Raw genomic sequence first — 15,705 nt, 5'->3', positions numbered from 1 at the left:
TTTTTTTGATTTTAATTAATCCCATTGATGTATAGATGATACTGCGTATTTTCCACTACCTGTAAATAGTAATGCCACAGCTCCAAAAGTGTACAATCCTAATAACTCCACACTCCAACCACCATGTTGGGTCATTGTAAAAATCTCTGTTGAGTGTACTAGAAACATGGCGAATAGTGTTCCGAAAATAAAAAGGGCAGCTCCTATACGGGTTCTGTAACCTATAAGTAGTAGTATGGGTGCTATAACTTGGGTAACATAAACACCGTAAGATAAAAAGTTGGGCAAGCCTCCTTCTAGAAGTTTTTGCTGCACAAAATCTATACTTTGCATTTTACCTATTCCGTGTAATAGCATTAAAAGTCCTACCGAAATGCGGACAATCAATAATCCTAAGTCATTGTTTTTTTTCATGATTTCTTTTTAAAAATTCTTTTGTTTTAAGCCGTTACTTTTTCAAGTGTTGGATAATCTGTAAATCCCACTTCAGTAGCTGAATAATGCGTCTGCGGGTCAGAAATCGCAAAATCTTTTCCATCTCTGATTCTTTCCACAAGATCAGGGTTAGCAATAAATGGTCTGCCAAATGCTACTAAATCTCCGTGTTCATTATTTATGGCATCTTCAGCTGTTTCACCATTGAATCCACCGCTAGCTATATAGGTTCCCCCAAATGCATTTTTTACTTTTTCTTTAAGAGTTGATGAAACATGAGGAGCTCCCATAGCTTCGTGATCTACCATATGTAGGTAAGCGATTCCCATATCTTTAAGTGACGATGCCAAATACAGGAAAGCTTCGTCTGTTCCTTCAAATGGTATCATATCATTGTAGATGCCATTAGGGGAAATTCTAATTCCTACCTTTTCTTTACCGATAGCGTTTGCTATTTTTTGTGTTACTTCCAAGGCAAACTTCATTCTTCCTTCCAAAGAGCCGCCGTATTCATCAGTACGAAGGTTGGTATGCGGATTGATAAACTCATCTATAAGAAATCCCGTGCCCGCATGAATTTCTACACCATCAAACCCAGAGGTTATTGCATTTTTGGCGGCTTGTACAAATTCTTCAATTGTATTTTGAATATCATGAGCGGTCATTTCTTTAGCTAAAGGAAAAGGCTGATTACCATTTTGGTCTGTCCACATGGTTCCTTTATGGTATACGGCAGAAGGTGCTAATACCACTGCGTCATCAGGCATATTATCAGGATGTGATGCTCTACCCGTATGCATGAACTGCGCAAATATTCTTGAGCCTTGCTCATGAACCGCTTCTGCTATTTTCTTCCAGCCTTGTATTTGATTTTTATTAAATATTCCAGGTATTCTTGCATAACCAAGTGCATTTGGCGATGGAGCTATTCCTTCTGCTATGATTAAACCCGCGCCAGCTCTTTGCGCATAATATTCTTTCATAAGGTCGTTGGGTATATTATTGATGGCTCTGCACCTTGTCATAGGTGCCATTACCACCCTGTTTTTTAGAGTGATATTTCCTAGTTGATATGTTTCTAATAGTTTCATTAAATTATTTTTTTATATTTGTACTATAGTTTTTATAGTATACAAAATTATGGGTTGTATAGGAGCTGCGCAATAACGATCCAATTGGATAGTTTAACTTTTAAGAAATATTTAAGGAAAAAGATGTACACAATAAACAATAAGGAATACCCTTGTCCGGCAAGCGTAACCATGGGAATCATTGGCGGTAAATGGAAAGTGGTAATGTTATTTCACTTGATTAAAGGGCCATTAAGATATAACGAGTTAAGAAAAAAAATGGACGGAGTTACTGAACGAACGTTAAGTATTCAGTTAAAAAGTATGGAAGACGATGGCATGATTAGCCGAAAAGCTTATAATACAAAGCCACCGTTAAAGGTTGAATATTCATTGACCGAATATGGAAAAACACTCATTCCTCTTATAAATTCTATTGTGGGTTGGGGTAATTTTGTAATTGATAAACACGCAGAAGAACAGTATGATAAAAAGTGTATAGAGGATGTAGAATTGTAGAAGCAAATTGCTATTTGTGGTTAGGTTTTAATATGTGATTATTGCAGAATCCCACTTCATACACATTATCACTTCGCTCCAATCGTCGTTTGGGCAAAGCGTATTCCATTACATTTTTAGAAAAGTTTGTAAAAGAGAAAAACAAAGAAGATTGAAGAAAATAACGCCAACGCCTTAACCCGCACAAAAAACAATAGGTCTCAAAGACTTATTGCTTTTATACCGTACCAAAGTAATGTTTCATAACGCAAGACACAAGACATTATAGAGCGGAATTGTTCTATAATCCGACGTTATATAAAATAGCGAGAAGTTATTGTATATCATTAAAATTTACTAATCCTAAAAAATTTAAAATCAACAAATAAAATCGTAATCAACTTTGAATCTTCACATAATTGTCAACACTCATTTAAAATTTAAACCTTACTTCACATATTGGCAAGATTAGCAATTAAATAAACAATAGTTTTAAGGAAATTTATTCTTGTCTCAATTTCAAAATAACCTTTCCCACGTTCTTTTCTTCTAGTCTAGCAATAAGGTTGAGCATGTAGGAGATTATTTTAGATTTGGGCGCTTTTATAAATTCTCCCAAGCTTAAGACTATGAGGTCCATTTTATCAATAGCATCCTTTTGGTGATTCATACCGAGACCCCAAAGTAAATTTGCGTTATGCCATGATAATTCTCGTGCTTTACCTAAACTAAAGTTTATGATTTGTTCATCTGTATTTTGACCGGCTAGATCAAGTAAAAACAATAAGCTAGACACTCTGCTAAGTCGGTCTTGCATTTCATTAACAATGCTGCCGAGAATACCGTTGACTTTATTAAAATCATTTTCAATTTCCGCTATCTCCTTTCCATACATTTCTGCACTAACTGCTAACCCCAAGTCAAGATTAATATGCGTATTAATTCCCATCATTATATGTTGCAGAATGGTTAATGGCTCGTTTTTATTTTTAAAAGCAAATGCCCAAGATTTACTTATTGGGGTGTTGTTTTTATAAGCGTAGTAAGCATCTAAATAATAATTAGCGAATGCCACATCAAATTTTTCCATGCGCTCATTGTCCTCAAAGTTTTTAAGTTGGACTTCTTCCAAGATTTGGGCAGTAACCCTTCTATACAAGTAAGCGAAAAAACCTATGCGGTCGTTATTTGCAATAGCATCTTCTATGATACTATCTAATTGATGTAGGACTTCTTGTATGGTAGTTGCGCGGTTGATGGTATTTTTAGTTTAGATTATTGGCTGTTAATACTTCTAATTAAGACCATTAAGGTAATAAAATGAAAGTGATGATTCACTAATGATTTCCTCTAAACCTATGTATGGTGCACGCGACAGCTTTCCGCAACATCAAAATTTACAGCCACATCTCTAAGTAAGTTGTAACTTTTTATTGATTCTTGAGCATTAAAAAATGTCGTAAGTAAAATTTTTTAGATTTAATAATACAGCCTAAAATCTAGCAATTTACAGACATTGTAATGTCTTTGGTGCAGCTCTTCTACGACCTCGAACATATCATCATCTTCTTTAAATAAGTTAAAGAATGCTTTATCAAGATTTGCACTGCTTACACCGTTAAAAGCATTTCCGTAGCCAGAAACTGCTTTGGCGTTTGTAATATCTAAAAAGTATTGAGCTTCTTCTTCGTCTAGGTCTAGAACTTTAGCATTTGAAAAATGCAGGATTTTACCTTTTAAACGACCTTCAAAAATTTCGGCAATTTCCTGTAATGTATAGTAGTAGTCGTTTAAGCAGATACTATTTGCTTCCCCATGCATTACTAAATAAATGATTTCATAATCCTTAAAATTATGATCATCCAACACCAATGCGTTTAGACTATCTTCTAGTCCTTCTATGGTATCGCACGTTTTGTAGATACTTGCAATGCCATATTTCATGGCGAGCTGTTCCAAGCTTTGTTGTGCTTCGGTAAGTTGTTCAGTTTCTATATCATCAACACCTTCTAAACAGTAAATGAAATGGTCTTCATCTGTTAATCGTTCTTGGGGTAATTGTCTTCTTTTCTCTAACAAGCTTTTGTATTATTTGGGGTGTATGAAATACAAAATTACTGCAACTGTTTTATTCTTTTTAGCCTTTTTGCTTTAAATATGGGTTTTAATAGATAGTGCCTCCCTCCCATTACTAGTTGTTTGGGTTATGTTGATACTAAAAATTTTACCTACTAGATTTCAACCTACGAAAACCAAGTATCATCAAGACGACTATTAAAACTAAAAAATAAATAGTGGTAGAGCTACTCTTAATAATTGAAAACATACTGGTGATATGTACAGAAGTCTCTGTAACGGTTGGGTAGGCATTTAGCATGGAGATAATGCCGATATTTTCTAAATAATCCGCTATACCCGCAATTATGGGTAATAGACACAGATAAAGGAATTTAGGGTTAAGATTTTGTAGTTTCTTGAGAAAATAAGCCAGTACGGCAGCATAAGAAATAGCAAAGAGTAATGGGTACATCATATCTACAGGAATTTGTTTGGTGAGATACGTTTGGCGACCGGTATCTCCTAGTGTGTTGAAAAGAGTGTTTACATACTCTAATTCATATCCTGCGGGCATCATATCCAATAATTGTAATCCGTTCGAGAAGGCCATCGTTGCCGGAATGGTAACTAAAAGCATATACGCATAAACGAAATTGGTGAGTAAAAAAAGGGCTAGAACCTTCTTGCCAGAATGCTGTTTTTCTAACTGTTTTATAATTTTTTCCATTTTACCATATACCTATTTAATTGTCCTGCGATGAACTATAGATAACCGGCATCTGCCCTATCCATTTATTCCAAAGGTTATTATCACCAATGAGACTAGCCATGAAATGAGCAACATTAATACGGCTCACTTTACCAGCATTGAATATAGCGCTACGTGTAGGTGAAGGAAAAATTTCATACTCACTTACGTAGTCTTCATTTATTAATCCGTCTGGTCTTACAATTACCCATTCAATGGCTTTGTTGTTTTGACCAATTTGGGTACGTAGATAATCTGCCGCCTTTTCATTATCTACATGAGGCGGAAGTAATAGGCGAAGCAGACCTATGACACATTTTTGGGCGAAAGAAATACGTTCGTCCAAATCACCATTACGATTTCCGGTTGTATTCATCAGAACAAACTTTGTAGTGCGTTCCAATTTATTAGATTTTATGGCATTGCATAGGCGTATTGTAGCATCGGCAACCAATTTTCTGGGTTGACCATAGATACCTTTCCAAGTTAAATTGTGCCCTAAGCACGATGCTACGGCATCGCAATTTTTGACTATATTTTCCATTTCAGAATTGCTTAATGCTAAAATACTCGCAGTGATAATTTGAAGATTGTCCTTGTTCTTCCATGATTCAGGGAGCTTATGGGAAGAACGTACAATTACTTTTACGAAGTGTTGTTGCAAAAGAAGTTGTGCTACCAATTGACTACCTGTGGCACCACTGGCGCCGACAACTAAAACTTTCATATTGATTGATTGATGATTTGACTATAAGACGATGAAGTACTATAATTGTTACATATCTGAAAGATTAATTATTTAATTTTAAGTTAGTTACGAGCTTTTAGGGTTGTTTTGCTTTACGTAATATTTTAACCACTCTGTTATGTGTAATTTGTAGTAAATTCCATTGATAGCCTTCAAAATCGGTCGTGTTCATAAATTGCACGACAACGGCGTCAATATCCTTATGATATTCAGCCATACTTTGGTAACCGGGTATCAATCCGCCATGATTAAATTCATAGATGGATGCATATATTTCCATCTCTTTTTCGTTAAGTAAACTGCCATCGTTTAAAGCCCTTAGAAATATACCCACATCTTCAGCAGTAGCAATCATAGAGCTGTAATCGGTCGTTTTAATATCCTTATCAACACCAATATAATAGCCGCTCATTAAATCAGCCATGTCTATTTCATCCATAGAGCCGTAAGTATTGTGAAGTTCTAAGGGTACTAGTATGTTTTCCTTTATAAACTGAAAATTAGGTTTGCCCGTTACCTTTTCTACAAGCATGGAAAGCAATAGATAATTGGTATTAGAATAGGCATAGTCAGCATCCGGTGCAAAATCAGCAGGCTTACCCAAAATAAGTGCTAGAGCATCTTCACTAGATTTTGGCGGTTCGTTCCAGAAGTTTGGTGTATCGGTGAAATTAGGGATTCCGCTTCTATGCTGTACCATCATTCTAACGGTAATCTTTTCTGCATTTTCAATTTGTCCAACAAGCTCAGGAAAGTAATCCGCAAGAGTTTTATCAAGCGATAAACGGTTGTCATGGACTAATTTGGTAATTGCTACGGCATCATATAATTTACTGATACTGGCAATTTTGAAAAGTGCTTTTGGGTTAACGGGAATTTTATTTTCAGTGTTATGATAACCAGCGCCATAGAACGCAGGAGGTTTTCCGGCTTCATCTACATATACAATGACTCCGTCAAATCCGTAACCTAAGGTTTGATCTACTTGCTCTTGTACCGTATTCGACAAGGGTAATATCCATGCTTTCACTAAAACCCACGGTACAAACCATAAAGAAATGAAGGTACTGGCAAATAATATGATTCTGAAAATCTGTTTTTTCCTACTGGTTTTGGGTTTGGTATGTTCCATGTTTCGATGCTGTCCGTTTGATTGATGATGCAAACCTATATGGAATTAAGATAACATTAAATTGAGAATTACCGAATTGTAATTTAATTGGGATGAATTGTGTGAAATCTCATGAAGATGTTAGGAAATGAAACATCAGCACAATCCATTTGAAAAACTTAGATGATTCTTGAACAAAACATCATCTAACAAACAAACTTAAAGATCTAAAATCGATTTTATAAGATCATTGTTTAGAATTTCATCAACTATTTTTGAAGCTTGTACAGGAGTTGAACTATAAGATGTGCCTCTTATTGGTCTTTTTGAATAAAATAGCTAGGAACACCAACATTGCTGGAGAATTGACTTTGATGGATTCAAAATTAATTTACGTTATAGTTTATGGATTTGGGGCATCATTTTCTGACACCAACATTCCTTTACCTGCCGTTACCAAAACAATAAACTCATTAGAAACATCAATATCGGTTACAGGGGGTACTACCCTTTTAACCGTAGCGTCTGCAATATCGATCCAAGAATTAGTATTGGTTTCAGGTTGTTCATTTCTATATAATGCAGTGTCTGATTTGTTTACACTTTCAGGTTCTGCAAAAACCAAAAGTCGACCATAGGAATCTAAAGCAATAGCCCCAGGATTATTGGTAGGAACCATTAGATTAGCATTGGCACTAGAAATAGAAGCTTCTTCTATACGTAACACTTGAGTAGGTGTTGAAACGTACAACCGATCATTGGCACTATCAAAAGCCAAATAGCCTTGATCTTCACCGGCAGGTGTTGCTAGTATTTGTGTCCAGCTTTCTCCATAATCGGTACTTCGCCAGACTCCGGTTTTACGATCATAGATAAAAATAGTAGATGCCCCGTTAGATACTACAGAGCAGCGTAAACGACCATTATCTTGTGCTCCCATAAATGCTGTAGTCCTTGTATTCCATGAACTCCAAATTCCATTGGTACGATCTACGGTTCTAATACCTCCATTATCGATAGCGGTAACCAAACGTTCAGTACCATCAGGTAAGTTAATCCATGCCAAGCCCACGATACGTTTAGGAGCAGCGGGATTGTTCACTTCATTAAGTGCAGGCGAAGTTGGTGTATTTGGAGAAGAAACAACCGCTAGTTTACCCGCTTCAATATTATTATCACGTTCACCATCACCAAAGGCCAATTCAGTACCATTGGGAGAAAAATTGAGTCCGTGACCTGTTGTGACACCTCCTAATCCTACTGCATTCCATTCCGATCCACCGTCAATAGACAAGACCACATCGTGATCCACATTACCGGCAGCTATAACACCTGTAGCACTAATTTCAACATCACGAAAGGTCAGTATTTGAAAACCGTTTGCAGGTTTCCAAGTTGCACCGGCATCTACCGTGGTCCAAATAGCGGAAGTAGCACATACCACCCAGGCATCTGGATCATGAGGAGAAACTTGTATGGTAGCAATGTCACAGTTCGATTTTCCTATGGCCCAACTTGGGTGACTATCAAAAACAATAAGGTCATTACTACTGCCCCACGGATTAATAGCAACACCGGATGATGTGGTATTCGTCCAAGTAGTACCACTATCATCAGACATCCAAACATCGCCATTGCCTTCTGCAGTACCAACTACTATTCTATCTGTATTCCAGGTTCCCGCAACACCGTGTATGGCGGTAGACATTACAGTGGTACCTATGTCACCTGTAATATCGTTTAAATTACTGTTTGAAGGGACATATCTTCGTACTCCGTATTCACCACATGCCAAGTACATTCTATTGCCTAGAACCACGATAGACTCTACAACATCTGGAATACCGTTGACCTTACTTGCTGACGGATTTCCATCTAAATTGCTGATTTTCCAAAGTCCTTTATTTTGAATAGAAGTATCATCTCCCCATAAGCCAACATAAACGGTGTTAGCATCATCGGGCGACATGGCCATGGCACGTACAAATACATCCCCTGTAAATACATCTATTTTGCTCCAGCTGGTTCTATCATTTGTAGAAATCCATACGCCATCTTTATAGGTGCCGGCAACCCAAGTGGACCCACTTACCCACTGAATTAAACTGGGATCGGTAGAACGGGGTCTACCTGTAGGTAAAGGAGCATTACTGTTCTGGGCAGAAAAAGAAATTTCCGATGAATCATGATGCCAAGTATCACCACCGTTAGACGAAGAAATAACCTCGCCACCTGTACCTTTAAAACCTGTTCCGCCAACGATTACGGTAGAACCATTAACATTTACAGCATTAAGGGCAGCTATCTTTTGATGTGATTCTTCATAACCAAGACCACGACCTACCGACTCAAAATCTTTTCCATAATTAGTAGATCTACCCGTCCCTCCAATATCAGATCCATAATAGATTTTACCTGGCACATTAGGATCCCAAGTAACCACATTTGGATAACCTCCACCAATAGGGCCAGCTTGCCTAAAAGCAATCATTCCTCCTAAATTTGTTTGATCATCTGAATTATCATTAATACCATCATTATCACTATCAATACCATTATCATCAATACCATCACCATTTGTATCTACATCCGATCCATCATTAATACCGTCATCATCGGTATCAGAATCGTTAGAATCAGGATCTAAATCATCTTGTAAATCGTCATTATCATTATCGGTGGGATCTAAAATGGCGTCATCTATACCATCCGAATCGGAATCTGTACCTCCTGTTTGATCTGCATCGGAAGCATCATTAATACCATCTCCATCAGTGTCCGTGCCATTATCATTGGTGCCATCACCATCTGGGTCTACGTCCATACCATCAGGGATACCATCACCATCACTATCAGAATTAAACGGATTTGGATCAAGATCATCCACCAACCCGTCATTATCTTTTGGAAGGATTTCAGTTTTTTCCGTATTTCCAGATAATTCTAAATCATTATCTTTTTTACAGGCAGAAAAAATAGTAGAACAAATGAAAAGAATAATAAATATCCTCTTAAATAATTTAAAACTTAACGTCATCTCTAAGATTTAGGGGATAGCTGAACAAGTGTAAACTTACTCTCCGTATTAATCTAACGAGCTTGTTTTTAGTTTATTATTGCTTTATATAAAGCAGTAGTGCAATATTAAGTAGTTTTTTTTTGTTTTACAGATTATCTTCTAAACCTTCTATGGTGTCACATGTTTTGTAAATACTTGCTATGCCATATTCCATAGCTAACTGCCTTTAGCTTTGTTGTGCTTCGGTGATCTTTTCGTTTTCTATATCAGGTATGCCTTCTAAACAGTCAATGAACTGGTCTTGATCTGTAATTCGGTCTTGAGGTAAATGTTAAATTTTCTCTAGTAATATTCTGAATTTAGTTGAAATACGTCAATTACAAAATTACTGCAACTGTTGAATTCTTTTTGGTGTATTTGCGTAATACGCTGTTCCAAAGGTATTACACTTCCCTCCTATTTGCTGGATATTAGCTTGTTGATTATCCGTTCCTGATACTTCTGACCAAAGCAAACCTATAAATTTTCTATAACGCCAAGAGCGGCTTTTTCACCAGCTATAATGGCAGCATTCAAAGAGCCGTTAAGTTGTATATCTCCGGCTAAATAGATATTCTTTGTTAAACGTGTATCTGATGGGGAAATATCATAATGCAGCTCGCTTAGTTTTGGTAGCGACTTAGGTATGCTGTAGTGTTTAATAAAAGTACTAGTAGTAATACCACAAAATTTAGTTAACTCCTGTTGCACTCGGTCTATTAAGGCCTTTCCCGATAAACCTTGGTTGTTCACCACTGTAACGGAAAGTAATTCTTTACCAGCGCTTACCTTGGTTTTTAAACTTGTGTAATAAAAGATATTATTGATAATCGTATCTTGAAAAGGGATTAATCCGATTAAGGGTTTATTGATTGTTCTTTTTTCCGTCTCAAAACATAAGGTATCGCAACTTTGCCAAGCTATGGGTTTTGTTTTTAAGTTTGGAACCAAGTTACTGGCGTCTGTGGCGATAATTGTGAAATCGCTCTCTATTTCTTGCCCGTCGGCAAGCACTATTTTACTATCAAGAATAGAAGAAACAAAAGTATCGTAATGGAAAGTAGTACTTTTTAATTTACGCAACAGTTGTCTGGGAATCTCTTCAATACCAGCCTTTGGCAATGCGGCATTACCTTCACCAAACATTTTATAGACAAATTGGAACATTCTGCTAGAAGTTTCTAGTTTGTCTTCAAGAAAAATCCCGCTAAAAAAAGGTTTAAAGAAATCGTTTATTATATCAGAAGAGAAATCCAATTCTTTCAAATAAGAAAATGTACTTTGCTCTTTATCCGAAAAAATTTCAGCTATTGTTTTTTTCTTTAGGTTAATATTAAGTTTCAGAATTTTTAATTTATCCGCAACAGTACCAATGTTAGCTGCAAGTGTAGAAAATAATAGAGAGACATCTCTCATAGGATCACCAATTACCTCTTGTTTTCCATTTTTAAAAATGGAGGCCCCTGGCAGGAAATTTTGTAACTCCAAAGCCTCATAATCAAGATATTTCTTAGCGGCAGGATATGCGGTCAACAATACTTGAAATCCGTGATCTAACTGATACCCGCTAATGATATCTGTTTTGACTCTACCGCCTACTCTGTAGGTAGTTTCAAATATTACGGGAGAATATCCCTTCTGTTCTAGTACGGTTGCCGCTATTAAACCACTAATTCCGGCACCAATTATATGTATTCTGTAATCTTTTTTATTCACCCTGTATTTTTGTTTAACTAATTTTATATAAATGTAAACAAAATTTGTATTTTTGATAGTAATTAATGTAAGCAATTGGTTTACAAATCTATATCAATCATGAATTATCTAATAATCGCTTTTCAAATTATTGTTGGTTTAAGTATTCTAAATGTGTGGCTGGTACAAAATAAAACGGCGACTAAATGGCGTGGCGGAAAGGCAAAAACCATAATAGAGGAATTTGAAGCTTATGGATTGTCTAGGCAGGTATGCTATATAGTTGGATTTTTTAAGGTAACACTTGCCATATTACTGTTGGTTGCTATTTGGTTTCCTATAGTAAAACAACCGGCAGCCTTGGGTCTAGCCACTTTTTTATTAGGATCAATAGCCATGCACATTAAAATAAAAGATCCTTTATTTAAATCTTTTCCAGCCGCACTATTTTTAGTATTATGCTTGTTTATTGCCTTTGTATAGAATTACAACGCAATAGTTTCTTGATAGCAACCTACGGCTATAAATAGATTTACAAATGCCAATACCAAAGATGGTAATGAGTCTAGTAAACTGTCTTTAATTTTTATTCTAACAGCAAATCCCAGTAGCATTAAAAGGGTTAATCCTGCGGCAGCTAAAAAAGTTAGTAGAGGCGAAAAAAAATAACCGATTATTAATCCAATCGCACCGAAAAGTTGTAGATAGGCTGTGAGAATCCTTTGCTGCTTTAAGCCAAATCTAATAAACTCATCTTTTAGTTTTTGAGAGAACAAGCATTCTACACCATAATATAAGAAAGCACTACTTGAAACAATTATGGCCATCCCTAGAAGAGTCATATTAATATGTGCTAGAGGATTAAAACCTCAATTAAATTAATTAAACTAATTTTTCTATTCTTTTCATTATTTCATCGGCTTCATAAGCTTTTTGATCACTCATTTTTCTATTTGTTGTAGATAATAAGTGTGCCTCTTTTAATAGCTTTTCATATTGAATACGCAATTTATCTTTCTCTGACTTTTTTTTAAATATTGCAAACATAGTTTTATGTATTTAAATTAAAGGTATCTGGTATTAGTTAACGCAAAGATACATAATGTTTAACTATTATTATATATCGTTAAACAAAATAACCTGTTGTATAAAAGGTAGCTTACTACCAATGCTTAGCGTAATACCTACTTTTGGGGTCAAGTAACAGTTAGAATAATTACAATCACAGGATTTGCTAAGCTATTGCTTGGAAGACATATATTCTTGCTTTAATTTATTCCTGAGCAATTCAACATCTAGAGTTTCAAGTAAGGTTACCAAGTTATGAAACCTAATTCTATGATGTCCCAATGGTTTACTGATGAATTCAGCAATCGCTTTATCTTTGCTCCAGTTTTCAAAAACCATTCTATGGGCGGCAATGATAACGCCTGTCCGGTCAGAACCATGCCAGCAGTGAATGAGAACCGGTTTTTTGGCTTGTTGCATACTATTTAAAACCGTAAATAAATCATCAAAATCTACCGTAGCCGCTTTTAACGGTATACGTTTTAATTGTAGGTCAAGACCTTTGATTTTCTTTTCGTCCGTTTTTCTTCGTCTTAAATTTAAGATTGATTTTATGCCCATAGCCTCTAACTCTCTCATCCCTTTTTTTGAAGGTTGTTCTGAGCGATATACACTATCGTTTAGTTTATAAAAATTAGTGAGGTGTTTGGATTTAATTTTCTCTAGGGTATATTCCTGCATAGGTGTTGGGGGTGATAAAAAAGCAAATGATAAAAAAGAAAAAATAATTAGATAATAGAATTTTTGAGGCATCTGCATATATTAAATTCTAAAGTTTTTATAGCTTAATTGTATGTCCGCGTGATTTCAAATACAATTTAAATAATTGCTCATACTACAGGCAAACTTGCGGTCATAAACTTCTGATAAAGTTTACTGCATTCAATACGCTCTTGGGAAGATTTCGATATTGAATTCTTCTGTAATAGTTAAATTTGATAAAGCGATAACGGTAAAAAATACAGCGCTAAGCAATTATCTCCATACAAATTCCAGAAGCTTATACACAAATAATGAAAAGGATATAATTGAATACGTATTTCATTACTCAGTCTTTTATTGCTAGAAAAAGTGCTTGGATTTCTAGGTATAAAAAAATAAAAACGTATCTTCAACTATTATGCATGCATAGTAAATTGAATAAACAATTAATAAGATGAAGTACAAGCATATATTTGAGCCTTTGGATTTAGGTTTTACCACCTTGAAGAATCGAATTTTAATGGGTTCTATGCATACCGGACTGGAAGAGGAAAAAAATGGTATAGATAAAATTGCCGCATATTATGCCGAACGGGCAAAAGGCGGAGTCGGATTAATCGTAACCGGCGGTATAGCGCCCAATGTGCAAGGTTGGACAGGTCCTTTCTCTGCTCGCATGAGCTCTAAAAAGCATGCGAAACATCACAAGGTCATTACTGATGCCGTGCACAAAGAAGGTGGTAAAATTTGTATGCAAATACTACATGCCGGGAGGTACGGCTATCATCCTTTTGCTGTGGCTCCATCTGCTATAAAATCTCCCATCTCCCCCTTTAAACCATTTAAGCTCAATAAATCTGGTATTAACCGTACCATACGTGATTTTGTAAACTCTGCTAAACTTTCAAAACTAGCGGGTTATGATGGCGTAGAAATTATGGGTTCCGAAGGATATCTAATTAATCAATTTATTGCAGAAAGAACTAATAAACGTACCGATAATTATGGTGGCAGCTATGAAAACCGAATGCGTTTACCAATTGAATTAGTGAAGCAAACACGTGAAGCCGTTGGTCAAGATTTTATTATTATCTATCGCTTATCAATGTTAGATTTGGTAGAAAAGGGAAGCACTTGGCAAGAAGTGGTAGCCTTGGGTAAAGAAATAGAAAAAGCGGGTGCCACCATTATAAATACAGGAGTAGGCTGGCATGAAGCCCGTATACCCACTATTGCAACATCGGTACCTAGAGCGGCATTTACTTGGGTGACCAATAAGATGAAAGAAGAATTATCTATTCCGTTAGTTACGTCTAATAGAATAAATATGCCTGAAACTGCTGAGCAAGTTTTAGCGGAAGGTCATGCAGATATGATTTCAATGGCGCGACCTTTTTTGGCAGATCCAGAGTGGGTCAACAAAGCTGAAGCAAACAAGGCGGATGAAATAAATACTTGTATTGGTTGTAACCAAGCATGTTTAGACCATGTTTTTCAGCGTAAGGTGGCTAGTTGTTTGGTAAACCCAAGAGCTTGTCATGAGACAGTTTTTAATTATAACCCAACAGAAACAAAGAAAGGAATTGCCGTTGTTGGTGCAGGACCGGCAGGATTGGCAGCATCTACAGTAGCCGCACAACGTGGACATGGTGTTACACTTTTTGATGGCGAAAAAGAAATAGGCGGCCAATTTAACCTAGCAAAGCAAATACCTGGCAAAGAAGAATTTTACGAAACTATCCGCTATTTTAACAAACAACTAGAGCTACATAATGTAACTGTAAAATTGAATACTAGAGTTACTGCAGAAGACCTGAAAAATGGCAATTTTGATGAAGTAATTGTAGCGACCGGAATAAAACCAAGAACTCCTAAAATTGAGGGTGTTGACCACCCCAAAGTCCTAAACTATATTGACGTTTTAAAATTTAAAAAACCGGTTGGCAAGCGTGTTGCAGTTATTGGTGCAGGCGGAATTGGTTTTGATGTATCTGAATATTTAGCCCATGAAGGGGAAAGTACGGCCTTAAATATAGATGCTTGGCTTAAAGAATGGGGAATTGATAAGACTTTAGAAGCTCGTAGTGGTATTGAGAACATACAACCGGAAATACATCCCTCGCCTAGAGAAATATTTATGTTTAAGCGCAGCAAAGGTAAGTTTGGTGGTAATCTGGGTAAAACCACAGGTTGGATTCATAGGTCAACATTGAAAAAGAAAAAAGTACAGTTTATCAATGAAGTGCAGTATACTAAAATAGATGATGAAGGTTTGCATTATACCCAAAATGACGAGCAAAAAATACTTGCAGTGGATAATATTATCATTTGTGCAGGACAATTACCGTTTAAAGAACTTTTAGAACCATTGCAAGCAAAAGGCATGAAAGTACATGTAATTGGTGGTGCGGATGTTGCTGCCGAATTAGATGCTAAACGTGCCATAAATCAGGCTTGTAGATTAGCCGCAGAAATTTAAAGAAGGTATATGTACCTTAAGAAGTTAGTGGTCTT

Annotated in this window: 16 protein-coding genes; 3 read left to right on the top strand and 13 right to left on the bottom strand. The window is 36.1% G+C overall.

All coding sequences use genetic code 11. The features are described from left to right. Positions 1-15 precede the first annotated feature (15 nt). A complete protein-coding gene (locus KO521_RS07650; protein ID WP_215939302.1) occupies positions 16-414 on the bottom strand; it encodes a DoxX family protein in 399 nt (132 codons plus the stop codon). A 26-nt stretch (positions 415-440) separates the two neighbouring features. Beyond that, positions 441-1,526 (bottom strand): alkene reductase, encoded by a 1,086-nt coding sequence (locus KO521_RS07645; protein ID WP_215939301.1) that lies wholly within the window; start codon positions 1,524-1,526, stop codon positions 441-443. 123 nt (positions 1,527-1,649) lie between these two features. Here KO521_RS07645 and KO521_RS07640 point away from each other — a divergent pair, with 123 nt between their 5' ends. Then, positions 1,650-2,024, top strand: coding sequence for a winged helix-turn-helix transcriptional regulator (locus tag KO521_RS07640; protein WP_194535016.1), 375 nt, complete (start codon positions 1,650-1,652; stop codon positions 2,022-2,024). A gap of 481 nt (positions 2,025-2,505) precedes the next feature. Here KO521_RS07640 and KO521_RS07635 read toward each other — a convergent pair whose 3' ends face one another. From KO521_RS07635 to KO521_RS07605, 8 genes are all read right to left on the bottom strand, one after another. Beyond that, the gene (locus tag KO521_RS07635; RefSeq protein ID WP_354668197.1) at positions 2,506-3,243 is read right to left on the bottom strand and encodes a DUF5995 family protein; all 738 of its coding nucleotides are present in this window, start codon (positions 3,241-3,243) and stop codon (positions 2,506-2,508) included. Between the two features lie 239 nt (positions 3,244-3,482). Continuing rightward, positions 3,483-4,082 (bottom strand): DUF6642 family protein, encoded by a 600-nt coding sequence (locus KO521_RS07630; protein ID WP_215939299.1) that lies wholly within the window; start codon positions 4,080-4,082, stop codon positions 3,483-3,485. A gap of 145 nt (positions 4,083-4,227) precedes the next feature. Further along, complete coding sequence (locus KO521_RS07625) at positions 4,228-4,788, bottom strand: hypothetical protein (RefSeq protein ID WP_215939298.1); 561 nt, start codon at positions 4,786-4,788, stop codon at positions 4,228-4,230. Between the two features lie 16 nt (positions 4,789-4,804). Then, on the bottom strand, positions 4,805-5,536 hold the full coding sequence (locus KO521_RS07620; protein ID WP_215939297.1) for an NAD(P)-dependent oxidoreductase: 732 nt from the start codon (positions 5,534-5,536) through the stop codon (positions 4,805-4,807). A 97-nt stretch (positions 5,537-5,633) separates the two neighbouring features. Next, the gene (locus KO521_RS07615; RefSeq protein WP_215939296.1) at positions 5,634-6,689 is read right to left on the bottom strand and encodes a serine hydrolase domain-containing protein; all 1,056 of its coding nucleotides are present in this window, start codon (positions 6,687-6,689) and stop codon (positions 5,634-5,636) included. 382 nt (positions 6,690-7,071) lie between these two features. Further along, positions 7,072-9,705 carry a hypothetical protein gene (locus KO521_RS07610; protein ID WP_215939295.1) on the bottom strand — a complete coding sequence of 878 codons (2,634 nt, stop codon included), beginning with the start codon at positions 9,703-9,705 and terminating at the stop codon, positions 7,072-7,074. Between the two features lie 127 nt (positions 9,706-9,832). Further along, on the bottom strand, positions 9,833-9,901 hold the full coding sequence (locus tag KO521_RS20665; protein WP_436801485.1) for a hypothetical protein: 69 nt from the start codon (positions 9,899-9,901) through the stop codon (positions 9,833-9,835). Between the two features lie 302 nt (positions 9,902-10,203). Next, positions 10,204-11,442, bottom strand: a complete 1,239-nt coding sequence (locus tag KO521_RS07605) for an NAD(P)/FAD-dependent oxidoreductase (RefSeq protein WP_215939294.1) — start codon at positions 11,440-11,442, stop codon at positions 10,204-10,206. Between the two features lie 99 nt (positions 11,443-11,541). Here KO521_RS07605 and KO521_RS07600 point away from each other — a divergent pair, with 99 nt between their 5' ends. Then, positions 11,542-11,904, top strand: a complete 363-nt coding sequence (locus KO521_RS07600; protein WP_252729923.1) for a DoxX family protein — start codon at positions 11,542-11,544, stop codon at positions 11,902-11,904. 2 nt (positions 11,905-11,906) lie between these two features. Here KO521_RS07600 and KO521_RS07595 read toward each other — a convergent pair whose 3' ends face one another. From KO521_RS07595 to KO521_RS07585, 3 genes are all read right to left on the bottom strand, one after another. Then, positions 11,907-12,248: a DoxX family protein gene (locus tag KO521_RS07595; protein WP_252729922.1), complete on the bottom strand. Its 342-nt coding sequence runs from the start codon at positions 12,246-12,248 to the stop codon at positions 11,907-11,909. A gap of 55 nt (positions 12,249-12,303) precedes the next feature. Further along, positions 12,304-12,468, bottom strand: coding sequence for a Lacal_2735 family protein (locus KO521_RS07590; protein WP_215939292.1), 165 nt, complete (start codon positions 12,466-12,468; stop codon positions 12,304-12,306). Between the two features lie 192 nt (positions 12,469-12,660). After that, a complete protein-coding gene (locus KO521_RS07585; RefSeq protein WP_215939291.1) occupies positions 12,661-13,170 on the bottom strand; it encodes a dual specificity protein phosphatase family protein in 510 nt (169 codons plus the stop codon). Positions 13,171-13,645: 475 nt separating this feature from the next. Here KO521_RS07585 and KO521_RS07580 point away from each other — a divergent pair, with 475 nt between their 5' ends. Beyond that, positions 13,646-15,670 (top strand): NADPH-dependent 2,4-dienoyl-CoA reductase, encoded by a 2,025-nt coding sequence (locus KO521_RS07580; protein WP_215939290.1) that lies wholly within the window; start codon positions 13,646-13,648, stop codon positions 15,668-15,670. The last annotated feature ends 35 nt before the right edge of the window (positions 15,671-15,705 follow it).

This window comes from Zobellia uliginosa (genome assembly GCF_018860745.1).
Taxonomy (GTDB): Bacteria; Bacteroidota; Bacteroidia; order Flavobacteriales; family Flavobacteriaceae; genus Zobellia; species Zobellia uliginosa_B.
This window is presented reverse-complemented; position numbering and strand designations above follow the sequence as displayed.